Consider the following 23,396-nt stretch of genomic DNA (forward strand, 5'->3'; position numbering starts at 1 on the left):
AATCGTGGAGAGATCTTTTTTATTTAAGCTATTTGCTGTTTTCCCAGATACTTATAATATCCGTGTACTCCGATGCTGACCCCCTCGATTCTCAATGATTTTCTTCTCTCACTTCTTTTCACTAATTTTATCGAATAAAAAAAGAATGCCCCTTTACAGAGATTTTTCAGATGATAATGCCACGATCCTAGTGTGGAAATACGATGAAAGTGAAGAACTTGATATCAACCAACTTCTGGAACAGGAAAATGCTGAGAAGGTGAAAGATTATCATCCTAAAAAACTATTGGAAGTCCTTATGGTTCGCAAGCTCCTGAAAGGATTAAAGCCGGATTCTAAAATTTTATATAAAGAAAGAGAACCTTTTCTTTCACCCAACGATGCGGAAATCTCTATTACACATTCTTTTCCTTTTGCTGCCATTGCTATTTCTAAAAATAAAATAGGAATAGACGTAGAAAAGTTCAACCCTAAAATCTTAAGGGTAATTGATAAATTCACTTATGAAAACGAGCGTGGATTCATTCCTGAAGACAAAGCAGACACTTTTTATACTATTATATGGAGTGTAAAAGAAAGCATGTACAAAATTCATCACTCCAAATACTGGTCTTTAAAGAAAAATTATGAAGTGAAGCCTTTTGAGCTGAAGCACCTTCATAAGATAAGCTGCCGCGTATACGATGAACAATTCTCTGATGAATTCAAAGCCAGAGTAGAATTTTTCGACGATTACTGCTTTACGATTGTGGAGGAGTAGGCTCTGTTTCGTTTTTGTATTTTTCGATCACTTTTCTCTGTTCTTTGGCTACATCATAGATCAGTTCCAGGATATCGTGGATGTTTTTAAGTTCCGTTAAGTGGGATACTTTATCAGGGTCTCTTCGGTCAACAATGTCATTTTCCTCAATCTCGGTTTTTCTTTTTAAAAGCATATCTTCAATAGAAGAATCTTCTGGTTCAAGACGGCTTTCCATTTTCAATGTTTCGTTGATGTCATTTCCGTTGAGAAGCGCAGAAGTTTGCTGCATTTCTGCTTCAATTTTTCTGCTCCAGCTTTCAGCATCTATCTCAGGATATTGCTCATTACTTTTTGAGTATTGAGATAAGGAAGCAGTATAAGCAGTAATCAAATGGGATGTTGCTACAAACTGATGAACAACTTCCAGTTTTTTCTGCTGGTTTTTAGGATCGGAAATCATTCTCTGGAAATTATCGGAAAGATTAGCCAACGAAATAATAGCATTTTTTCGTTTTACCTTATAATCTTCAAGATCGAAATTTCCCTGTAAGAATTTAGAAATTACACTTTGAAAATAGATGAGGTTGTCTGCAGCAGATTTCTTCATCAGATCCAGATTTTGGGTATGTTCCCAAACCGGCAGTACAATATAAGAAACTGCAAAAGCAATGATTCCGGCAATAGCGGTATCAAAGATTCTGTCTTTAAAAATGATATTGACTTTCCCCGGATTTAAAAAATTAAAACTGAGGAAAACATAGATCGTCATGAACAATACCGCCCAAAAATACCGTCCTTTCAAAAAGCTGAAACACATAATCATACTGATCAGCAGGATTGCAAATAAAACTCCGTTAATGTGTACAAAATGCAGAATGCCATAAGCAATACTTGCTCCTGCAATGGTTCCATAGAGCCGGAGAAGGTTTCTCTGTTTTGTGATAGAGTAGGCCGGTTTTAAGATGGCTGTAATGGTAATTAATATCCAATATGTATGTCCCAATCCCAGAAAATCAAACATCGAGAAAACATACCCCAAGAGCAAAGCTGTTGTAATTCTTATCGCATGGCGGAAATGGGAAGAGGATAATGAAATATTATTTCTTAAAACCTTTGCATTAAGTTTAGGCTCATTAGGCATAAATTTTTTCAAATCTAATCCCGTAGATAAACTCTTTGCCAGTTTGATGTTTTGTGAAAATACTTTATAGATCTCATTGATTTCTTTGGTAATCTCATAGATACGCATCAGGATCTGACGCAGGATCATGAAGTTTTCCAGATTGTCTGAAGAAAGCTGCTTGTTTCTGAGTTCGAAATAATTGTAATTAAGATTCTTTAATTCCACATCCAGATTGGCCATAGGCTTTGCCCGGGTACCGCTTTGAAGGGCAATCCCTATATTGGTGATCTCTTCTGCCAAAAGATTGAGATAATCATGAATGTTGACCAGAATCATGCTGTCCTCAAAGCTTTGCTGCAATTTTTGATAATCGCTTTCAGAGGTCATTAACTTTTCATGAAGATCCATGGAATTCAGGAACATCAACATTAGTAAACGACTGGTTGTGGTAGATTCGTTTACGATGGTTCTCGTTTTAAAAACCGTTTCTCTGGTGTCTTCCTGCAGGTTTTTTATTCCAATCTGCTTTGCAATAACCTGAGTGGTCAGTTTGTTAAAATCCGGATTCTTCTGATAATAATTGGCTTTAATCTTTAAAAATTCAGCGAGCTGAAGGTAATTTTCCCCAATCATCTGGCTTGCCAGTTTATAAGGACGAATAGTCGTCACAATAAGGAAGATGAGAAGGAACCATATGCATCCACAGGCAAAAATCAGTAAACTTTTAAATATATTACTTCCTGTAAGGTGACCGTCAATAAAGATGGCGAGTACAACAAGTGATAGCGAACCTACAGCTGCTAATCTCTGACCGTAAACCCCAATCAGGGAGAAGAACATCCCGAAGACAATAATCTCCGCGAGAACCAATACTTTAAAATTCATGACAAGGCTTGCAATGAGCGCTACAAATACAAAACAGCAGATGGCAAAAGTAAGGGCATTTCTTCTTCTGATAAAAGGGCCGGGTTGATCTGTAAGTGCTACAAAGCTGGTTCCCAATGGAAAAAGGAAATATTCCTTCAAAATTCCAAAGTGGGCAAGGACTAAACAAGGCAGAACAGTAGCTAATGTAATTCTGATGGCAGAATATACATACTGACTGGTTACAAATTTTTTTAGCTCCGCCGAATAGTTCATATTACAAAAATAGCTATTGAATTTAAGAAAATCGCCATAAAAAAGAGACTTTTATAAACTTAATATTATATTTCCTGTAAAGTGAGCTGCTGTCCTGTTTAAAATAAATTTACAGATAAAGCGGATTAACGGCAGGTTATTCTTTTTAAATATTTTCGCGGGTAAATATGTTCTACAAATTCTTACTTTAGCTTATCCTAATTCTTAAACTATAGGCTCATGAAAATCATAATTAAAAATATTTTCGTCATTTTATTTTCTTTTATGATGCTGAGCTGCAGCTCGCGGAATAAAGATCATTTTAAAGCAAAGGAAATTTATAAATCAAAAGACCTGATTATTACCCAGATTTCGGAGAATTCTTTTATTCATACTTCGTTTAAGCAGACAGATGGCTTCGGAAATGTACCCTGCAACGGATTGATCGTAAAAGACAATAATGAAGCGATTGTTTTTGATACCCCTACGAATGATAAAAGTTCGGAAGAGTTGATAGAATGGATCAATAAAAAACTTCATGCAAAAATCAATGCAGTTATTCCGACACATTTTCATGATGATAGTTTGGGCGGATTGATGGCTTTTCATCAACATAATATTCCGTCCTATTCATATGTGAAAACAATAGAACTGGCCAAAGAAAATAATTTCGTTGTACCTGAAAACAGTTTTAATGATTTTGTTGTTTTAAAAGTAGGGGATAAAGATGTCATTGCAAAATTTTTCGGGGAAGGACATACTAAAGATAATACTGTGGGGTATTTTCCAAGCGAAAATATCCTGTTTGGAGGCTGTTTATTGAAAGAACTTGATGCAGGTAAGGGTTATTTGGGAGATGCAAATGTTTCTGCCTGGTCAAATACTGCTGAGAAAGTTAAAAAAGAATATCCTAACATAAAAATTGTAGTTCCCGGACATGGGGAATATGGCAATGGAAAACTCCTTGATTATACCATTGCACTATTTAAAGGTCAATAGTGAATTTTTGCTTCGCAAAGTGAATGGTGAATTTTTGTGATTTTCAAAAATTGACAAGCGCAGCGAATTGACCATTCAATACAAAAAAGCCTCATACAGTGATGAGGCTTTTTTATATAGTTGTTGCTTTTTTTAACGATCGTTATTAGATGTTTCTTCTCCGATGTTCCAGGTAAGACCGAAACGAAGTGTGTTATCCAATGCACTGTTGATTTTAGACATATTGATCAGGTAAGAAAGATCCAGTCCGAAAGAACGGTATTTTAAACCAATACCGGCTGTTGCAAACTGTCTTGCTCCCTGCTCTTCACTTTCATGGAAGTAACCTCCTCTTACAGAAAAAGCATTGTCATATGAATATTCCAGAGCACCACTATACATGATACTGTTTTTATTTTTGAAAGATTTTCCGATACCAGCCATTGGCCCTACGTTCGGAATCTGATAAATAGGCTGTCTTGTATTAGGGTCTATTCCTGCATATTCAGATCCTGGAACCAAAAGTTTTGAACCTTCTACAGAAATTCCAACTCTGTTCATATCATCCAGGTACATGTCATATCCAACCCCTAATCTTGCCATAGTAGGAAGATAAGATCTTGATTCTTCATTTCCTGTATAATCCAGTTTCGGACCTAAGTTCTGAATAGCCAAACCAGCATTAATCTTACCATCATATCCACCAATACTGGAGAATCTTGGAGAGGTATAGTATCCTGAAACGTCTACAGCGAAACTGTTAGCAGCTTTAAGAGTCGTATCTGTGTTGAATCCTCCGGCTAAATCTGAACGGATGAATCTACCGGTAACAGCACCAGAGAATGAATCAGAAAGCTTCAAAGCATAGGCAACGTCAATAGAGAATTCGTTTGGTTTTGATGTACCCATTGATGCAATTTCTGTACCTACCAGCTGAGTCAGATCCACCTGTCCCATGTTGAAATAATAGATACTTGCAGAGATTGTAGATCTTTCTTCCTGCCCCAGGAACTTATGGAACGAAGCATATAATAAGAATACATCATTGGTAAGTTTTCCCATGTACGGCGTATAGTTAAGACCTACGGAAGAACTTGTCCTGCTGAAAGGATATTTAGCCGCATTCCAGAATTGTGAAAATGCATCCGGAGAGGTTACCACCCCTTGGTCTCCCATACCTCCCGATCTTGCGTCAGGTGCAATTCTTAGGAAAGGAGCTCCGGTAAGAACTGGGTTTACTTTACCTAAATCTTGCGAATAGCCTAAAAAACCAGCACTCAAACCAAATCCTAAAAGCAGTTTAGTAGTTAAATTCATATGTTGTCTTTTATATATTATCAGTTTTTTGTTAATATTATTGTCTATGTATTATTTAATTATTTCAAAAGTACCATTTTTTCTACAGCTGTAGCACTTCCTTTGCATTTTTCTTGATTTTGACTTTTTGCAAATATCTTAAAAATATACGTACCTTTTGCTACTGTAGCACCAAAATCATCTCTTCCGTCCCATTCTATTGCCTGACGAGGGGTTCTAAAGCCCTGTAGGAACGGTTCTGCTACCACCGGTTGTGATAAAGTTCTTACCAATCTTCCGGTTATTGTATAAATTTGTACGTTCACATCCAGAATATCATCACAATTGTGTTCAAACTGAATATAAGTTTTATTCGTAAATGGATTTGGCCAGTTCAGCGGACGATTAATTGTCAGGTGCTGGTCAGATTCATCCTTAACTTCAAAGTTTAACGTAGCAGATGTAGAATTATTGTTTATGTCCCAAACTTTAAATGATAATTGATGTTGACCCACTGCCAGATTTCTGAAAGGATAAGTTACATTTCCTTTTTGGAAGTCTGCAAGGCTTGGATTTAAACATCCGTTTCCTTCTCCCGGTGCATAATAGTCATTTAAAACAACGGTATTAATAATTTGCCCGTCCAGATATACTGTAATATCGTGACCTACTCCGGATCCTGTTGAGTTAATACCTGTGTCATCGGTAAGACAGGCAAGAAGCATAGGATTCTGATTGGTAATTCCACCATCTGCAAAGTTGGTGTTATTCATATACAGTTTTACTTTTGGAGGCTGGTTATCATTAATTCCGTTAGGGTTGATATCGCCTACCTGTACAGCCTGATTATTGAAAACATCTGTTGCCTTATTGTCTGCATAAGCTAAAATTCTTCCCTGGCCAACGGCATAGTTGATATCTTTAGGAACATAGAATTCAGCAGTGAATACTCCATTTACAGCAGTTCCTGCAGCTTTTACAATAGCACTCCCTTCCTCAGTATAGTCTAATACCGGAGATAAAGCGCCACTGTTATTTAATGTTTTCTTGTTTAATCTCTTATCAAAAATATTGATGCTTACTCTTCCGTTGAAGGTGTTGTTCAGTGTTCCATTTGGATTATTGATGTGTCCTTTTATCTTTACGAAATCCAAACCTCTTATCAGTCCCGGAACCGGAGTTTCAATATTATCAATAGTAAGAAGTCTTTGTGGTCTGCTCAGTTTCATAGCAGGGTCACCCAGAAAGTTTACCTTTAAATGGTTATTATTCGGACCTTTTTGTTTTTTTGCAATTAGATGAGCGTTTCCTAATGAATTAAAATCATCGTTGGTTAGCTTAAATATATTCTGAGTAAGTGTATTGGTAAAATCACGTCCGTAATCTACTCCAATAGCACGGCTGGAAGTAATCATGGTTGATGCACCTCCTTGTTTCATTTTGATAAACTGTTCTCCTACAGAGTTGGTTGAAGGCTCATCCCATAATGTAAATTCACAGGTGATCGTGGATACAAACGGGAATCTGCTGTATACATTGGAGAAGTTATTGGCATTCTGAACCTCAGTACTTGTCAATACTCTTTCCTGTGCCCAGCCATTGATTCCTCCATGTCCGAAATAGAACAGATATAGACTGTTTCCGATAGCATTGGAAATAGCCTGATTCACTTGTGGATATCTTCTCCCTCCAGATGTACTCTGAGCGGTAAAAGCATCCATGTATAATTTTTTAACGTTGTATTCTTTCAGTTCAGTCTGACCAGGTTGTTCAAATATATTGGCCAGAGAAGTGTTCATTACATTGTGGAAAGGGCTTCCTCCTTCATTATTATCATCCACTACGAAGTCAAGTCGCATACGCCAGTCTCCAAACGGGCTCGATTGCCCCTGAAGAGAATTATAATAAGCCAGCGTTTTATTGATCATATCTCCGGCTTCACTTACATTGGCAGCCGGAATTCTTCCTACCGGCAGATCAGGAAGGTTATTTTCAATTAATAATGTTGTCTGCGGCTTGGTCATTACAATATAATCATCCGTTACAAATGATGATACATAATCTGAAGACTGCTCACTCTGGTAGCTGGAAACAACGTTTGAATTATTCGGAACTCTGTTCTTGTAATCAAAAGAAGCATCCCCCAGAATAAATACATACTGAAGTCTTCCAAGAGGAGTATTGAGCTTGCTGACGAAATCTCTTATCGCAGTCAGATCTTTACTTCCGCTGCCATATTCTTCATAGATCTTATTAATGTCTACAATCTCTACCTTATAATTATGATTGGTCTGATGATAGTTGGCTATTCTTTGTGCCTGGCCCATCATTTCAGGCACGGTAAGTATCAGGTAATCAATATTTTGTATTGCAGAAAGATTCTGATTGGAAATTCTTCCTACAAACTGAGGACTGAAAGCAGCATCCGCACGGAAGGCTACAAATTCATTATTGAAATTCTGATCAGCTGCTGTATAGGCAAAGTTGAATGAGCCTGCTCCGGCTTTATTCACTCTTCTGCTTGCATTGGTGATATCTGTTACATCCCATACCTGCTCTATATTAGCTGCATTGCTGATACTGAAACCATAGTCTGTATTACTGCCGCTTACAATAGAATAATCCCTGAAGTTCATCTGCGAACCGTTGAAAGCAAGATTTTCCTTGTACTGAACTTCTACATAATCAAAATAGAATGTTCCGTTAGGGTTTTTAGAAATATCAGGATTCAAAACCATTGTAATCTGATTCCCCGTAAGATTAGTAAGAGTACCTGTAAAGGTTACAGGGTAGAAGTTATACTGATAGGTTGACGTATCATTAGGAATGGTTTGCTGTGGATTTGGAGTTAAATTATTGATCTTAAAATCAATGGTATTCTGTTGTGCTTTATAACCTACCACTTGTGTTCTGTATCGTACTACATCATTCGCCTGGATAGGTGAATTGGTGGTAAGCGTTATTGTTTTTTCATTAGTAAAAGGAGTGTCCTCTACCCATGTTCGGCCTACTTTCAACAGGTTTTTCTGATCTTTGTTGATCACCTGGTAATTGTCATATCTTGTAATCAGCTGGGCAGGAAGGTTTCCGTCAACTGTAGGAACTCTTTTTCCGGCACCTTTATCAAAGTTGATATAGTAATATGAGAAATCTTCATAGATATTTTTGACGTTATTGCTTCTTTCGCTGAATCGGGTATCCTTTCTTTTAAAACCATTCCCGTTGGAAGTGTCATACAGATTATAGCCATCTGGCCCCTGGGCATAGAAAAGAGCGTAGTCATTGTCATTCCATACACCGTCATCTTCACCAACTACCTGAATGGAATTTTCCTGTAAAGCACCATATCTTCCATCCTGATTGAATTCAGGAAGCATTACGCCTCCGTTTCCATATATCCTGAAATTTTTAGGATTTACAGAACCCGGATTGATTCCGTTATCTTTTAAAAACTGTGATGTGATTTTGAACATACCGGACTTATCTACCTTTATTTTGTAGAAATTTCCACTTGATAACGGATTGGCAGTAGTACCTATCTTATTAACAGTTCCTGTAGTATTTACAAATGAAGCCGCTTCTGTAACATTAAATGAAGATAACCTCTGAACACGGCCTTTTACATTTTTAAATAAAGCAATACTAATGCTGGCATAGGTATCACCCTCTAAATTATAATAGGAAACATCTGCCACGTCATAATCCGGAAGTCTGCCTTTATCCAGTTCGAATAAATCTTGATTGGAAACATTTTCCCAGACAAGATCTGAAATTTTCAGTTGCTTTTCTCCGATTTTTTGCTTGGTTATTATAAAAACATTATTTTGGCTGAAAGAAAAACCTTCATTTTTGAAATTGGGAAGATTTAATTTTGTGTCACCAAAATCCTGGATTTTAGAACCATTCCATTCTATGGTGTTTCTCTGGGCGTAAAGTGTTGATGCAAAAGCGATTAAAGATAAAAGCGTAATTTTTCGTCTCATGTTTACTATTGAAATTGCTAAATTACAAAATAAATGAAAATTTTAGAATTAAATTGTGATACAATAAAATTAATTTGTTAACGTTTTTCAAAAAAATCAAATGTTTACTTGATTTATTGAATAATTTATTTTTTCTTTGTACTTTGAAAATATTTATATCGACTATGAAAAAACTAAAGTTGTTTTCATTAATAGCATTAAGTTCTACACTTGCATTAACCAGCTGTGGCGGATCGGGAACCAGCAAAGGTGGCGGTACCAAAAAATTTGTCAGTAAAACGGGTTGGAAACCAAACGAAAAACAAGGTTGGTTTTTTGCAGGAAAGCAACAAAAGCAGAAGGGGTGGCCTGGAATGGTATATGTAGAAGGTGGAACTTTTACAATGGGATTAGTGAAAGATGATGTTATGCACGATTGGAATAACACGCCTCGCAGAATGCAGGTAAGTTCATTCTTTATCGGAGAAACAGAAATTACTAACTACGAATACCGTGAATACCTTACATGGTTGAAGTATGTATTTCCACCAAGTGACCCTAGTTTTAAGGAGATCTATAACGGTGCTTTGCCGGATACCTTATTATGGGACAACAAATTAGCAAGAAACGATTATAACGAAACGTATCTGCGTTCTCCGGAATTCGATTACTATCCGGTTGTAGGCGTTTCCTGGACTCAGGCAAACAGATACTGTGAATGGCTGTCAGACAGAGCAAATGAAAAAGCTTTGATGCAGGCTGGTATTATTGCTAAAGATTTGTATATCAACGAATCCAACAACCAAGGAGGAACTGCATTCAACATGGATAAATTCAAATCGAATGATCCGGAAATGCAAGGATATATTAATGAGAAAAGAATGCAGCAAAAAACTGGTATGAAAACTACAAACCAGAGATTGCTTGCAGCTAACAGAGCTCCGAATTCTGCAATGGTACAGAAGTTCAGACTTCCTACTGAAGTAGAATGGGAATATGCAGCTCTTGGTATGGCTAAAACCAGAGAATACAACCAATACTTAGGTAAAAAACCTGAAATCGAAAGATTAAGAGGTACTAAAGGAAGAGACAGAGGAATGTTCCTTGAAAACTTCAAAATGGGTAAAGGTGACTATTCTGGTATCGCTGGATGGAAAAATGATGGTTCTGCACAGACTTCTGATGTAAGACAATATCCATCTAATGATCTTGGTGTTTATGGTATGTATGGTAACGTTGCAGAATGGACTGCCGATGTTTACAGACCAATCATTGACGAAGATTACAACGATTTCAACTATTATAGAGGAAATATGCCTCAGGCGATCGTAAGAAACGGAGACGGTACTTACAAAATGATCGACGAAGGTACTATCAAATATGATACTTTGGCTGACGGAAGATTAGTTTACAAAGGACTTCCTGGACAATTCGAAAGACAGACTATCGCTGACTACAGAAACTACAGAGACGGTGACAGACAATCTTCTTTAGAATATTACAGAGCTTCTGATTCTGCTTCTGGATTCGATATGTATAACGCTCCTAAAACAAGCTTCGTTGTAGACGGAACAGGTAGAGTGAAATTACAGAAGGATACCAAAGATAGAACTTCAGGAATTTCTAACGAAGTTAGAGTTGTTAAAGGTGGTTCTTGGCAGGATACAGCTTACTGGCTGGATCCGGGACAAAGAAGATATAAAAATCAAAACAGAGCTTATGGTTGGGTAGGATTCCGTGTTGCACAGGATGCCAGAACTAACGATAAGAGTAGAACTAGAAGATAATATTTATCAAAAAATACTTATAAAAAACCTTCCGAACTTTCGGAAGGTTTTTTTATTTTTGACCTATGAAATCGCTTGGGCTAAAAAGGCTAAAACACTCGTATGGATTTGGCCGATTGCATGTGACTTCTTTTAAAAAAAATATATATATTTCCACATGAATATAGAACAGTTTTATCCTTTATTTCTGCAGGCTGCAAAAGTGACCATTGATAGCAGAAAAATAGCAGAAAATGATATTTTCTTTGCCTTTTCCGGTGAGAATTTCAACGCCGCTACCTTAGCGGAAAAAGCCATTGATGATGGAGCCTTGGCTGTAATTGTTGAACTTCCGGAATTTGAAAATAGAGATAAAAATATTTTCTATGTTCCGTCTACCCTTGAGTTTTTGCAGCAGCTGTCTCTTTATCACAGAAGCAAACTCACCATTCCTTTTATAGGACTTACGGGAAGTAATGGAAAGACCACCACAAAAGAATTGATCCATGCTGTTCTCTCAGAAAAATTTAATGTTCAGTACACATTTGGGAACCTGAATAATCATATCGGAGTTCCTTTGACCATTCTTTCTATTAAACCGGAACACGAAATGGCTGTGATTGAAATGGGAGCCAATCATCAGAAAGAAATAGAATTTTTATGTATGATTTCTCAGCCTGATTTCGGATATATTACCAATTTTGGGAAAGCTCATTTGGAAGGCTTTGGAGGTTTCGAAGGAGTGATTAAAGGTAAGTCTGAGTTGTATACTTATCTTAAAAACAATCATAGAACCATTGTTGTTAATGAAAATGATCCTATTCAGATTGAAAAAACTGAAAACTATTCACCTAAGGTTACTTTTGGAAAAGATACATCAGATTACAATTTTGAATCTTTTTCAGAAGAACATTTTGTAGGGTTGACTTATCAGGGTGTAAAGGCTGTTTCAAAACTGACAGGAGAATATAATTTTACAAATCTTTGTGCAGCGGCAAGCCTGGGACTTCATTTCGGAATCAGTTTTGAAAAAATAAAACATGCTTTGGAGCTGTATACACCTACCAATATGAGATCTCAGGTTGTGAAAAAAGAAGGGAGAACTTTGGTTCTGGATACGTACAATGCCAACCCAAGCTCTATGATGGCTTCATTGAATAATTTCATCAGTTTTGAAGGCTCTAAAACTATTATTATCGGAGATATGCTGGAATTGGGAGATGAAAGCGAAAAAGAGCATCAAAACATCCTACAACTGGCTCAGGAGCTTCATTTCAATGAGATTATTACTGTTGGAAAGCATTTTAAAGCAGTGAATTCTTCAGATCTTGCTTTTGAAAATACGGCAGCATTAATAGAATACTTACAACAGGATAAAATTCAATCCGAAAACATATTGTTGAAAGGATCCAGAGGAATTGCTCTGGAGAAAGTGATCGATTTTATTTAGAGTAAGGAAGCTGGAGGCTGGGAGAGGGAAGTTGCCTACGACAAGCGAAGAGTTGTTCTATTTTATTCAACTTTACAAATTTTCATATGATCACCGAATGAAGTAGATTGCCGGATAATAACTTCCGGCTTCACTCTTCCAGCTTCATGGCCTATCACTTATTTCTTTAAGTCCCGGAATTCTTTTACGATCAGTTTAATATTTTTGAAAGTGCTTGGGAAAACTTCATTCTCAACTTCTGACGTATTTTTCCAGGCCACTTCTGTAATTCCTTCTTCTATTTGCGGTTTGGAAGTATCTTCTCCATCGAAGTTCATTTCAAACCAATGGGTGCATTTTAAAATTTTCTCACCATTTCTTTCAACGTAAATATGGTAAGTGGTATTAATGAATGTTACGAGCTCAACGTCACTCAAGCCTGTTTCTTCTTCTATTTCACGTACTGCAGACTCTTCTCTGGATTCTCCTTTTTCCATCTTTCCTTTTGGGAGATCCCATTTACCAAGTCTTTTGATAAAAAGGATTTTACCCTCAGGATTATTCACCAGGCCTCCGGCTGCTTCTATAATTCTGAAAAGTTTTTGAAACTCCTGCCAGATTTCATCCAAATTTTCTCCGTACACATTAAGTTCCTGCACAGAGGTATTTTCCAGAAGATCTAATGCTATTTCTAAAGTCGTGAAGCCTTCATACCTAAGCTCTTTTTCAAGATTTTCAGGATGTTTAGACACTAATAGCTTTTTTTCGTTCACAAAAACTTTATACATCTTTTATATTTAGATTTTTAGCATTGATTATCAGTGATTTATTGTTTTTCAGAGCAATAAAAATTGTTGTTTTTACTGTTTTTTACTACAATCACTCACAAATATATAAAATTGTCGTAAAAACTTACCATTAAATGGAGGCTTATTTATGTATTTATTCCCGAACCGGGAACGAGAATTTTCTTTTATTATGTTTTAAATATGTACGGCCCGGCAAATGTTTTCAAAAGCTTTTGATAAATGGATTTACGGCCTTAAGATTATATTTCAAAAGTATGCTTTAATGGATGTCTTTGTAGAATTTTTTTATAATTTTGTTATGGTGATAAATAGATACGTATTATTTTTCATTTGATTACCGGATGGTGGTATCCTTCAGAATTTATGAGATGTCATGACCGGAAAATTATGTAGTAAATAAAATATTGAGTATCGGTTTGAAGTATTTATGTACAAAAACTTTATACATTTGTAAGAGTTAAGAATTTAATTATAAAAAATAAGAAATGAATTTAGAAGGACGAAAGATTATTGTCAATAAATCATCTAAGGAACTTAGCGAGCTGCTAAAATCCCCTGAGAACTACAAGGATTTTATGCCGGACGGTCTTCAGAAATTTGAAACCAGAGACAACGGATTTAAATTTGGATTACAGGGGATGCCGGAAATCGCATTAAAAATAGATGAAGTGGATGACCACAAAGCTATTTTAAAATCTGCAAGCTCTAGTTTGGATTTCTCATTAACGGCAACTTTAAACCCAATCAATGATAACCAGACTGAAGTTCAGATGTTATTTGAAGGGAAATTCAACCCGTTCATCAAAATGATGGTAGAAAAGCCACTACAGAACTTTATCAATACGCTTACCGATAAAATCGAGGCCTATAAATAATAAAAAAACCTTCAATTTGAAGGTTTTTTTTATTCTGATATAATAATGATTTTTATGCTATGACTCCCGAAGAGTGATCATAAGAGCTTCCAGTTGCAGAAGAAAGAACATTGATCTCATTATTCATTCTAAGAACACCCATAAAAGCAAAGATCAGGGCTTCTTTATAATTAATGATTTCCTTTTCAGGAATAATGACTTCAGATTTTGTCTTTGATCTTATTTTTTCAATTAAAAAAGAGTTGTAAGCACCACCACCGGTGATAAGAATGTCTTGTATATGATATTCATTAATGACATTAGCGATCTGCTGGGCAGCATGCTCTGTAAAAGTTGCCAGAGCATCTAAAGTCTCTATATTTTCAAGCACAGGGAATATGTATTCATTACACCATTCTATTCCCAAAGATTTTGGATGTGAATGCTGATAAAAATCCAGTGCATTAAGTTGATGCAGCAAAGCTTCATTTATTCTGCCTTTTTCAGCAAGTTCTCCGTTTTCATCATAACTTTTATGGAGCTGCTGGGCTAAGTAATTCAAAACAATATTAACCGGTGCTATATCAAAAGCAATCCTTTTGCTAGCAGACTGTAAGGAAATATTGGAAAATCCGCCAAGGTTTAGGCAAGCGCTGTACTCTGAAAAAAGCAATTGATCACCTATTGGAACCAACGGAGCTCCATTTCCATTCATCAGAACATCCTGACTTCTGAAATCATAAATGACCGGTAACCCGGTTTCCAGTTTGATAGCTCTTCCATCACCAATCTGAAGGGTAAATTTTTTCTTAGGCTGATGAAAAACCGTATGGCCATGAGAGGCAACAAGGCTGATATTTTCAAGCTGATGCTTTTGGATGAATTCTCTAACCTGCTGGCCAAGATGAAAACCGTAATCAGAATGGAGTTCCAATAACTCTTCAGCAGAAAGATAAATAGAGTTTCTAAGTTTGTTTTCCCAATCTTCAGAATAGGGAAGGGTCTCTGCTTTCAGAATTTGAAAGGTCCATTTGTCCTTTTTTTCAAATTCAGCAAGGCAGATATCCAAACCGTCCAGACTTGTCCCGGACATCAGTCCAATAGCCAGAGCTTTCATTATTATTGTTGGAATTATTTTTTACTTTCAGAAATTCTTTTTGAACTGAAATCTCCTGAGTTGTTATAGAACGTATATTCTGAAAAATCGTCTTTTGCTGTCATTCCATTGGCTCCTACCAGTGTAGAGCCGTCTTCCATGGTTACATATACGGTATCTTTTGTATAGATTCTGTTCTTTTTCTGATCCCAGTAGATACTCTGCATAGCGAACCTCTGTCCTTCATTGGTCTTTATTCTTACATCACCTTTGGCTTCGTAGAATTTTTTATATTCAAAAATACGGGCGTACTTAGCAGTAATTCTTCCGGGAACTTTAGGTTTTTTTTTGTCGAAAAACTCAATGTCAATTCCTTTTCTGGCAACTACATACGGACTGTCTATCAGTTCATACTTTTCAATGATGGGTGCTTTGGCCTTTAGAGTGACAAAGCCGGAATCACGCTGTATAATATTGGCGTTGTTAATGATCTGTGAAGGGAAGTTTTTACTCTGACTGCCGTTTCTTTTGGTAAGATCCTCTTCACAGGATGTCAATATAAAAAATATAGCACAACTAAAAAGGCATGCTATATTTTTATATGATATTTTTTCTGAAAAATTCATTCTAGTTATAAAGAGTCTTTCTGAACCACTTATCAGCAAAGTTGAAGCCGATTTTCAGGTTGACGAAATTCTGGTTGATCAGGTTGTTTTGAAGAGTTCCTCTTTTTCCAACTTCCAGTCCTATTTCAAGACCACTCATTCTTGTGATACTGCTGTTTTTGAATGGAAGCATTACTCCGGCTGAAATACCGAACTTATTGATGCTTGTTCCTTCCAGTTTAAGATTTCCTCTTTCATAGAAAGCTCCATATCTGTAGATCACCCTCGAGAAGTAATTTCTGAAGTTGTTATAGTTAGGAAGGTACCATCCACCGGCAGAGATTCTGTAGGTATCCTGGAAATCGAAAGTTTTACCAAAATAAGAGATATCTTCCCCTTTTTTATAGTCTACCTGTCCGGAAAAGAACCAATGGTTTTCACTTCCATAACCCACCCCTACGGATGCCTGGAATGGAAGAAGGTTTTTAGACTTCGTGTTCTGCTGATCTATGATGGTTTCTGATTTGTCAACCTTAGTGGTTTCCTGAGCATCAGAATATCTGTATGTACTGTTGATGTACTCAGTAGTCATATTACTGGTATTACCAAAAGTAGCAGTAGCACCTACTGTAAATTTCTTATCAGTACGTGTATTTAAAGTCTGATAGCTTGTACCAAGCGTAAAATTAAAGTTTCTGATTCTGTTCTTAGTCTGATAACCGTTAACGTATTCACCGGCATAAGTACCAGTGGCAGCATTATAAGCACGGAATTCGTTAAGGTCACTAAGATCACCAAAATAAAGGTTAGCTCTTGCTCCCACAGAAAGTTCCTGATTGATTTTATAAGAAACAGCTACCTGTGCGGTGTTCAAAGTTCCGCTTCCTTTAAAGTTATTTCTATAAAGAGGAGTCTTATCTGCAGCAAGCTGTTCAGTTACGATATCGTAGCTTTTAGAACTGTATGGCTGATAAGAGATTCCCATTTTCACTTTAGAAGATAATGGAAAAGCCAATGAAATACCGGAAAGATACGTAGAATGCTTTGTAGATTTCATATCGTTATAGTTCGATTTGAAATAATTGTTTTCATTGGTAGCTTCCAATCTGATACTCGTAAGTTCAAAATTGGCGTTATTTGCTGGGTTGGCAAAATTGAAACTACTGGTAAAATCACTTATAAAAGCAGTTGATATACCTCCCATAGAAGTAGTCTCGATCGTATTATCATATTTCACATCCCCAATTCCATAAGTTGCATAAGGAGAGTTGCTTAAACTCTGTGCATTAAGAAAATATCCAACTGATATGAATGATACTACAAAGATTTTTTTCATTCTTTATTTTTAAAATAATGCGCAAATATCTTAAATATTAATGAATTGTAAAAATTATATGTGGTTAAAGTTTGTTAAGGGCTTTTCTTTACAAGAAAAATGCAAATTTTCTGCAATAAAAATATCAATTCTGTTTTACAAAAAAGACTGTCCTATGATGAACAGTCTTAGTTTTATATGAAGTATATGTTGTTATTATTTTACCTGAAGAACAGAACGGCTGTGGCTAAAACATTCAAAACTAAATTTCCCATGGTATTTACCCATTCCCGAAGTTCCTACGCCTCCAAAAGGTAAATAATGAGATCCCACGTGAATAATTGCACTGTTGATCTCAGCATCTCCACTTGTAGTATGATCTAAAACATAGTCTGCAAATTTTTGATCTTCTGAGAAAACATATAATGCTAAGGGTTTTGGACGGTTATTGATTTCTTCCAAAGCTTCTTCAATATCATTATAGGTCATAATGGGAAGAATAGGACCAAAAATTTCCTGCTGCATCACCTGATCATCCCAGGTAATATGATCCATTACAGTAGCTTCAAAATGACGCGTTTCAAGGTCATAATTTCCACCGTAGATTACTTTTTCAGGTGCTGCTTCCAAGTAACCCGCAAGATGTTTAATCTGATTCTGGCTTACAATTTTTCCAATTTTCCCCAGAGAATTACCTTCATAAGCAGAATCAAGATTAGCTTTAAATTTTTCAATAAATGCATCTTTTACAGATTCATGGATATAAATATAATCCGGAGCAACGCAGGTTTGCCCGCAGTTTATCCATTTTCCGTATGAAATTCTTGCTACAGCTTTATCCAGATCTGCATCTTTATGAACAATTGTAGGAGATTTTCCTCCAAGTTCCAGAGTTACGGGAATTAACTGTTCCGCTGCTGCTTTCATGACAATCTTCCCAACATTCGGGCTTCCTGTAAAGAAAATATAATCAAAAGGAAGGCTTAATAATAGGGTGTTTTCTTCTATAGCACCCTGAATAACGGCTACATAAGATTCATCAAAAGATTCTCTTACAATATCTTCAAGAACCTGCGCCACATGCGGTGTGTTTTCAGAAGGTTTTATGATGGCTGTATTTCCGGAAATCAAAGCTCCGATAAGTGGACTGAATGTCAACTGAACTGGGTAGTTGAAAGGCCCTATAATATAAGTAACTCCATAAGGCTGGTAGGTTATCTTGCTGTCAACTTCGGCTCCTGATGGATGCGGTTTTGAGGGTACAGATGTAGGTTTTGCCCACTCATCAATGTTTTCCAGCAAATAATCAAGTTCGCAGATGACAATTTGAATCTCTACGTACTCCGTTTCTTTTCTGCTTTTTCCCAAATCTATAGCCAAAGCTTCACAAAGCGCATCCGTATGCTGTAAAAAAACTTCACGGAATTTTCTTAACTGCGTTTTTCTGAATTCAATATCTTTAGTCTGATTGGTTTTAAAAAAGGCTTTCTGCTGTTGAAATATGCCCTTGATTTTTTGTTCCAGGTCTTTATCCATTGTCTACAATTTTTAATATTTGAAATTGGTGTGATATCGTAAATAAATTTACGAATAATTTCACGGTGTAAATTTATTGTATAAAATTAAATTGCACAAAATTTAATTTTCACTTTTATTCTAATCCTATTATTGATATTTCCTATTATAATGGATGTATTGTTTCTTTTAGGATGGCTGATCTATTTTTATGCATTTTAAGCAGACTTAATTTTATGAAATGAAATAAGATTTTTTATCTTTGAAACATGAATTGGGAGAACATCGCCGGACAGACAAATCTGAAAAAACTTCTTAGAGAAAGCATTGCCGAAAACAGAGTGAGCCATGCCCAACTTTTTGTAGGAAAAGAGGGATACGGAACACTTCCTATGGTTTTGGCGTATGCAAAAGAAATTCTCAGCCGGGAAAATGAACACGCTGCAGCGAAAGTAGAACATCTCAATCACCTGGATCTGCATTTCAGCTTTCCTGTTTTTACTGATAATAAAAATTCTTTAAGTAAGAATAAATTTGATGATTTCAGAGAAATGATCTTAGCTTCTCCTTATGCAAGTTATGATGACTGGACAGCCTTTTTAGAGTCAGAGAATAAGCAGTTATTTATTTCTGCTGATGAAATTGATGACCAGAATCAGAAATTTTCTTTGAAAAGTTATGAAGGCGGAACCAAAATTCTGATTGTCTGGAGAGCTGATAAAATGAATATTGCAGCTTCAAACAAATTTTTGAAATTTTTAGAAGAACCACCGGCAAAAACAATCATTCTTCTTACGGCAGAAAGTACCAATGATATTCTTCCAACGATACTTTCCAGAGCACAGATTGTAGAGATCCCGAGAATTAATGATGAAGATATTGAAAATTATCTTAAAAAGAATTTTTCCGTTTCAGAAGAGAAAGTGAGAGAGATTGTTCATGAAGCACAGGGAGATCTTAATGATGCTGTAAAACTGCTGAACTCAGGAGACAAAAGCAATGAATTCGAAAAGCTTTTTGTACAGTGGGTGAGGGATGCTTTTATGGTGAAAAAGAAACCGGAATACCTTAGAAGCATTATTGTTTGGGCAAGAGAAATTGCAGGCTGGAATAGAGAAAAGCAGAAAAACTTCCTGAACTATTGTTCTGAAATCTTCAGACTTGCATTGCTTCAGAATTATCAGTCCGAAAATCTGGTATATAAAAAGATTGATGCAAACGGATTCAATTGGGCCGGATTTTCTAAATTCATCAGCGGAGCCAATATTGAGAGTATCTTAGAAGAAATCAATACAGCTGATCTCCACCTGACCAGAAACGGAAATCCTAAAATTGTCTGGACCGATCTGGGAATAAAATTATCAAGATATATTCATAAAAGCACATAAATAAAACTCCGGTTACAGCCGGAGTTTTTATTTTTTCTCATGAAGAGGTTATCATATCGTCTCTACTTTTGCCCTTTTATTATGTTTACTTTAATCTTAAACTGATCTTAAAACGACAGTTTTGTCTCAGGAGATTTCTCCAAATATTAATAGAATGTGAACTTTTCTTAAGTTATATTCCTTTATAAATCGCCTTTATTACGCTTTCAGTATATATTATAGAAATCATCTTTTCTTTACAATAAATTAAATCTATATTAAAAAATCAATCAATCGTTTGATTTGAATCAAAACTTGTGTACATTTGCGCCCTGAAAAATGAACACTAACATGATTTCAAAAGAAGAAAATATAATATTCGCTGCCGAGAAGCTTTTTGCTGAAAAGGGGTTCGAAGGAACTTCCACCCGGGAAATCGCAAAGGAAGCTAATGTAAATATCTCTATGATCTCATATTACTTTGGCTCTAAGGAAAAACTTTATGAGAAATTAGTGGAATACAGAATGAATGAAGGTCAGTTTTTTTCAAAAGACCTTTTGGGGAGAACCGATATCAACGAATGGGAGAAGATTGAAAAAGTAATTGATCAGTTTTCTAACAAAATCAGAACTCAAAAATGCTTTTACAGGATTATGCAGAGAGAGCAGCTGCACACTCAGAATCCTCAGATTGTAGAATTTTTGAAGCAAATTAAAATGGGATTTCTTTCCATGTATTCACAAATATTGGAAAGTGGCCTTAAAAATGGAATTTTTACCAAAAACCCGCCCATTTACCTTCTTCATTCTACCGTAAGCGGAACTTTATTCTATGCTTTCAATGCGAAAGAAATGTATAAAGAATTCCTGAATGAAACAGAAGATGAGGAAGCTTTTGATGAAAGATACTATACAGAACTTAATAAACACATTAAATATTTACTAAAAGACCTTTTAGGTTATGAAGAGAATAAATAACTCAGTGATTGCATTATCACTATTCGTGGGAATAGCAAATGCAAATGCTCAGGAGAAAAAAACACTTTCTCTTGACGAAGCTGTGCAGCTGGGAATCCAGAACAGCAAGAATCTCAAGATCGATGCAGCCAAGATCGAAGAGGCTACAGCTGATCTTTTGGAAGCTAAAAACAGACAGTTACCGGAGCTGAAAGTATCCGGAAGCTATATGTATCTTCCTATAAAACCGAATGTTGATATCAAACTTCCAGGTGTTTCAGGCGGAGCAGGTGGTCCGGAAGTACATCAGGTACTTTATGGTTCAGCTAATCTTAGTGTTCCCATTTACAGCGGCGGAAGAATCAAGTATGGTATTCAATCTGCTAAATATCTGGTAGAAGCTTCTAAGTTGAGTACTGAAAATGACAAAATTGCAATTGCATATAATGTTGCTCAGGCTTATAATAACTTATTCAAAGCGAATCAGTCTATTAAAGTTTTTGAAGAAAACCTTACTGCATCTCAAAAAAGAGATGAAACTTTCCTTAAAATGGAAAACAATGGTTTGATTGCAAGAAATGACAGATTAAAGGCAAACCTTCAGACTTCAAATATTGAACTTCAATTATTGGAGGCTAAAAATAACTACAATATTGCCAATATCAATATGGACCTTTTATTGGGTCTTCCTGAAACTACAGAACTTGCAGTAGATGAAAACTATATCGAAGAAGGAACAGATGTAAAACCTGTTGATTTTTATGTTTCTGAGGCCAGAGAAAACCGTAAGGATTTACAGGCTTTAGCACAGCAGAGAAAAGCAGCAGAATTGGGATCAAAAGCAGCAAAAGCAGAGAACCTTCCTTCTATTGCATTTACAGGAGGATATGTAGCAGCAGATATTCCTAAGTTTCTTACTATATATAATGCTGTGAATGTAGGGATCGGAGTTTCTTATAACTTATCCAACCTTTGGAAAGAAAATTCTTCATTGAGACAGTCGCAGGCAAGAGAAAAACAGCTTGCTGCTACCGACGAATTATTGAATGACAACATTAAGCTTGACGTGAACAGAGAATATCAGAACACAGATTACTCAAAAAAGAGAATTGCTGTTTTCGAAAAATCTGCTGAGCAGGCTAATGAAAATTACAGAATTACAAAAAATAAATATGACAACGGGCTTGCAACCATGACAGAATTACTGGATGCAGATGCGGCTCAGATTGCAGCCAACGTAGGCGTGATCAATGCTAAGGCAGATGCTGCACTAGCATACAGAAAACTATTACAGACAACAGGAACTTTAACAATTAAATAATCAGATCGAAACCAAAATGGAAAATAATAATACACAGGCAGCTGAACCTAAAAAGAAAAAAAGTTTAGTTTTTCCTATCATTTTAGCAGCAGTAGTGATCGGAGGAGGAATCTACGGTTACAGAGCCTTTACTTACGGACAGTATCATGAAGAGACTGATGACGCTCAGATCGCTTCCAATATGGCACCGGTAATTTCTAAAATCTCAGGATATGTAGCTCAGGTAAAAGTAAAAGACAACCAGTTTGTAAAGAAAGGAGATACTTTGGTGATTTTGGATAACAGAGATCAGAAAATGGCTCTTGAACAGGCTCAGGCAGCATTATCTACAGCTAGAAGTAATATTTCAAATGCAGAAGCTACTACAACAGCTACTTCAAAAAATATCGGTTCTTCAGAGGCTGCAGTAGTAACTGCCAATGCTCAGATCGAAGCAGCAAAAGTAAATGTATGGAAAACTTCTCAGGATTTGAAGAGATATGCTAATCTTGTAAAAGACCATTCCATCACAGAACAGCAATATGAGCAGGCTTTAGCGGCAAAACAATCTGCAGACAGACAGTTACAGGTTTTAGTTGATCAGAGAAATCAAATTGCTCAGCAAACCCATATTGCTTCTTCTCAAACGGCCGCAAGTTCACAACAAATCAGTGTTGCCGGATCTGTTGCTAAACAAAGAGAAGTAGATGTAGAAAATGCAAAATTGAATTTATCATATACCGTAATCCTAGCCCCTGAAGACGGACATGTAGGGAAAGTATCTACACAGGCAGGTCAGTATCTGCAGGCAGGATCACAGCTGTTTGCTTTGGTTAAAAACGACCAGAAATGGGTTGTAGCTAACTTTAAGGAAACACAGGTAGATAAAATGGTAGAAGGACAAAAAGTGAAAATTGAGATTGATGCTTTCCCTGATCAGGAGTTTGAAGGAGTGGTAAGCTCATTCTCTCCGGCTACAGGAGCTACTTTCTCTATTCTTCCTCCGGATAATGCGAGTGGTAACTTCGTAAAAGTGGTTCAGAGACTTCCTATAAAAATCGATTTTGTAAATCTTGACAAAAATATTTCAAAAAGATTAAGAACAGGAATGAACGTGAAAGCAGAGGTTGCTTTGAAATAACATTTAAAATTGTTGAAAGTCA

17 protein-coding genes are annotated in these 23,396 nt (G+C 36.2%); 9 read left to right on the top strand and 8 right to left on the bottom strand.

Features of this window, described 5'->3' with window-relative positions:
• Positions 1-145: 145 nt before the first annotated feature.
• The gene (locus tag LKL37_RS21925; protein WP_431612444.1) at positions 146-760 is read left to right on the top strand and encodes a 4'-phosphopantetheinyl transferase superfamily protein; all 615 of its coding nucleotides are present in this window, start codon (positions 146-148) and stop codon (positions 758-760) included.
• Here the strand turns inward: LKL37_RS21925 and LKL37_RS21930 are convergent.
• Entirely contained in the window at positions 741-3,005 is a 2,265-nt protein-coding gene (locus tag LKL37_RS21930; protein WP_431612443.1) for an FUSC family membrane protein, read from the bottom strand. The two genes, LKL37_RS21925 and LKL37_RS21930, sit on opposite strands and share 20 nt — an antisense overlap.
• A gap of 219 nt (positions 3,006-3,224) precedes the next feature.
• Between LKL37_RS21930 and blaCHM the strand changes: the two genes are divergently transcribed.
• Entirely contained in the window at positions 3,225-3,983 is a 759-nt protein-coding gene (gene blaCHM / locus LKL37_RS21935) for a CHM family subclass B1 metallo-beta-lactamase (RefSeq protein WP_431612442.1), read from the top strand.
• Between the two features lie 132 nt (positions 3,984-4,115).
• Here the strand turns inward: blaCHM and porV are convergent, their stop codons facing one another.
• Both porV and porU read right to left on the bottom strand, forming a co-directional pair.
• The gene (gene porV, locus LKL37_RS21940) at positions 4,116-5,279 is read right to left on the bottom strand and encodes a type IX secretion system outer membrane channel protein PorV (protein WP_431612441.1); all 1,164 of its coding nucleotides are present in this window, start codon (positions 5,277-5,279) and stop codon (positions 4,116-4,118) included.
• 59 nt (positions 5,280-5,338) lie between these two features.
• Positions 5,339-9,241 carry a type IX secretion system sortase PorU gene (porU, locus tag LKL37_RS21945; RefSeq protein ID WP_431612440.1) on the bottom strand — a complete coding sequence of 1,301 codons (3,903 nt, stop codon included), beginning with the start codon at positions 9,239-9,241 and terminating at the stop codon, positions 5,339-5,341.
• Between the two features lie 164 nt (positions 9,242-9,405).
• Here porU and gldJ point away from each other — a divergent pair, with 164 nt between their 5' ends.
• Positions 9,406-11,007 carry a gliding motility lipoprotein GldJ gene (gldJ, locus tag LKL37_RS21950; RefSeq protein ID WP_431612439.1) on the top strand — a complete coding sequence of 534 codons (1,602 nt, stop codon included), beginning with the start codon at positions 9,406-9,408 and terminating at the stop codon, positions 11,005-11,007.
• Positions 11,008-11,164: 157 nt separating this feature from the next.
• A complete protein-coding gene (locus tag LKL37_RS21955; RefSeq protein ID WP_431612438.1) occupies positions 11,165-12,436 on the top strand; it encodes a UDP-N-acetylmuramoyl-tripeptide--D-alanyl-D-alanine ligase in 1,272 nt (423 codons plus the stop codon).
• A gap of 158 nt (positions 12,437-12,594) precedes the next feature.
• Here the strand turns inward: LKL37_RS21955 and LKL37_RS21960 are convergent, their stop codons facing one another.
• A complete protein-coding gene (locus tag LKL37_RS21960) occupies positions 12,595-13,203 on the bottom strand; it encodes an NUDIX hydrolase (protein WP_431612437.1) in 609 nt (202 codons plus the stop codon).
• A gap of 506 nt (positions 13,204-13,709) precedes the next feature.
• Between LKL37_RS21960 and LKL37_RS21965 the strand changes: the two genes are divergently transcribed.
• Positions 13,710-14,099: an orotate phosphoribosyltransferase gene (locus LKL37_RS21965; RefSeq protein ID WP_105703311.1), complete on the top strand. Its 390-nt coding sequence runs from the start codon at positions 13,710-13,712 to the stop codon at positions 14,097-14,099.
• Between the two features lie 52 nt (positions 14,100-14,151).
• Here the strand turns inward: LKL37_RS21965 and LKL37_RS21970 are convergent, their stop codons facing one another.
• From LKL37_RS21970 to mdlD, 4 genes are all read right to left on the bottom strand, one after another.
• Positions 14,152-15,195, bottom strand: a complete 1,044-nt coding sequence (locus tag LKL37_RS21970) for an anhydro-N-acetylmuramic acid kinase (RefSeq protein ID WP_431612436.1) — start codon at positions 15,193-15,195, stop codon at positions 14,152-14,154.
• 14 nt (positions 15,196-15,209) lie between these two features.
• Positions 15,210-15,800, bottom strand: a complete 591-nt coding sequence (gene lptC / locus LKL37_RS21975; RefSeq protein ID WP_431612435.1) for an LPS export ABC transporter periplasmic protein LptC — start codon at positions 15,798-15,800, stop codon at positions 15,210-15,212.
• Position 15,801: 1 nt separating this feature from the next.
• Positions 15,802-17,115: a hypothetical protein gene (locus LKL37_RS21980; protein WP_431612434.1), complete on the bottom strand. Its 1,314-nt coding sequence runs from the start codon at positions 17,113-17,115 to the stop codon at positions 15,802-15,804.
• A 195-nt stretch (positions 17,116-17,310) separates the two neighbouring features.
• Positions 17,311-18,630, bottom strand: coding sequence for an NAD(P)-dependent benzaldehyde dehydrogenase MdlD (gene mdlD, locus LKL37_RS21985; protein ID WP_431612433.1), 1,320 nt, complete (start codon positions 18,628-18,630; stop codon positions 17,311-17,313).
• A gap of 248 nt (positions 18,631-18,878) precedes the next feature.
• Between mdlD and LKL37_RS21990 the strand changes: the two genes are divergently transcribed.
• The 4 genes from LKL37_RS21990 to LKL37_RS22005 all read left to right on the top strand — a co-directional run bounded on the left by LKL37_RS21990 (position 18,879) and on the right by LKL37_RS22005 (position 23,374).
• Positions 18,879-19,997 carry an ATP-binding protein gene (locus tag LKL37_RS21990; RefSeq protein WP_431612432.1) on the top strand — a complete coding sequence of 373 codons (1,119 nt, stop codon included), beginning with the start codon at positions 18,879-18,881 and terminating at the stop codon, positions 19,995-19,997.
• 330 nt (positions 19,998-20,327) lie between these two features.
• A complete protein-coding gene (locus LKL37_RS21995; protein WP_431612431.1) occupies positions 20,328-20,954 on the top strand; it encodes a TetR/AcrR family transcriptional regulator in 627 nt (208 codons plus the stop codon).
• Complete coding sequence (locus LKL37_RS22000) at positions 20,938-22,254, top strand: TolC family protein (protein ID WP_431612430.1); 1,317 nt, start codon at positions 20,938-20,940, stop codon at positions 22,252-22,254. Before LKL37_RS21995 ends, LKL37_RS22000 begins: the two co-directional genes overlap by 17 nt.
• 16 nt (positions 22,255-22,270) lie before the next feature.
• Positions 22,271-23,374 carry an HlyD family secretion protein gene (locus tag LKL37_RS22005; RefSeq protein WP_105703321.1) on the top strand — a complete coding sequence of 368 codons (1,104 nt, stop codon included), beginning with the start codon at positions 22,271-22,273 and terminating at the stop codon, positions 23,372-23,374.
• Positions 23,375-23,396 lie beyond the last annotated feature (22 nt).

The organism is Chryseobacterium sp. 'Rf worker isolate 10' (assembly GCF_050753305.1).
GTDB lineage: Bacteria > Bacteroidota > Bacteroidia > Flavobacteriales > Weeksellaceae > Chryseobacterium.

Coding starts and splice junctions, on each gene's coding strand:
- LKL37_RS21965 (WP_105703311.1), top strand. CDS start 13,710: ATGAATTTAGAAGGACGAAAGATTATTGTCAATAAATCATCTAAGGAA.
- LKL37_RS21995 (WP_431612431.1), top strand. CDS start 20,328: ATGATTTCAAAAGAAGAAAATATAATATTCGCTGCCGAGAAGCTTTTT.
- LKL37_RS21980 (WP_431612434.1), bottom strand. CDS start 17,115: ATGAAAAAAATCTTTGTAGTATCATTCATATCAGTTGGATATTTTCTT.
- mdlD (WP_431612433.1), bottom strand. CDS start 18,630: ATGGATAAAGACCTGGAACAAAAAATCAAGGGCATATTTCAACAGCAG.
- LKL37_RS22000 (WP_431612430.1), top strand. CDS start 20,938: ATGAAGAGAATAAATAACTCAGTGATTGCATTATCACTATTCGTGGGA.
- LKL37_RS21970 (WP_431612436.1), bottom strand. CDS start 15,195: ATGAAAGCTCTGGCTATTGGACTGATGTCCGGGACAAGTCTGGACGGT.
- gldJ (WP_431612439.1), top strand. CDS start 9,406: ATGAAAAAACTAAAGTTGTTTTCATTAATAGCATTAAGTTCTACACTT.
- lptC (WP_431612435.1), bottom strand. CDS start 15,800: ATGAATTTTTCAGAAAAAATATCATATAAAAATATAGCATGCCTTTTT.
- blaCHM (WP_431612442.1), top strand. CDS start 3,225: ATGAAAATCATAATTAAAAATATTTTCGTCATTTTATTTTCTTTTATG.
- LKL37_RS21955 (WP_431612438.1), top strand. CDS start 11,165: ATGAATATAGAACAGTTTTATCCTTTATTTCTGCAGGCTGCAAAAGTG.
- porV (WP_431612441.1), bottom strand. CDS start 5,279: ATGAATTTAACTACTAAACTGCTTTTAGGATTTGGTTTGAGTGCTGGT.
- LKL37_RS21925 (WP_431612444.1), top strand. CDS start 146: ATGCCCCTTTACAGAGATTTTTCAGATGATAATGCCACGATCCTAGTG.
- porU (WP_431612440.1), bottom strand. CDS start 9,241: ATGAGACGAAAAATTACGCTTTTATCTTTAATCGCTTTTGCATCAACA.
- LKL37_RS22005 (WP_105703321.1), top strand. CDS start 22,271: ATGGAAAATAATAATACACAGGCAGCTGAACCTAAAAAGAAAAAAAGT.
- LKL37_RS21930 (WP_431612443.1), bottom strand. CDS start 3,005: ATGAACTATTCGGCGGAGCTAAAAAAATTTGTAACCAGTCAGTATGTA.
- LKL37_RS21990 (WP_431612432.1), top strand. CDS start 18,879: ATGAATTGGGAGAACATCGCCGGACAGACAAATCTGAAAAAACTTCTT.
- LKL37_RS21960 (WP_431612437.1), bottom strand. CDS start 13,203: ATGTATAAAGTTTTTGTGAACGAAAAAAAGCTATTAGTGTCTAAACAT.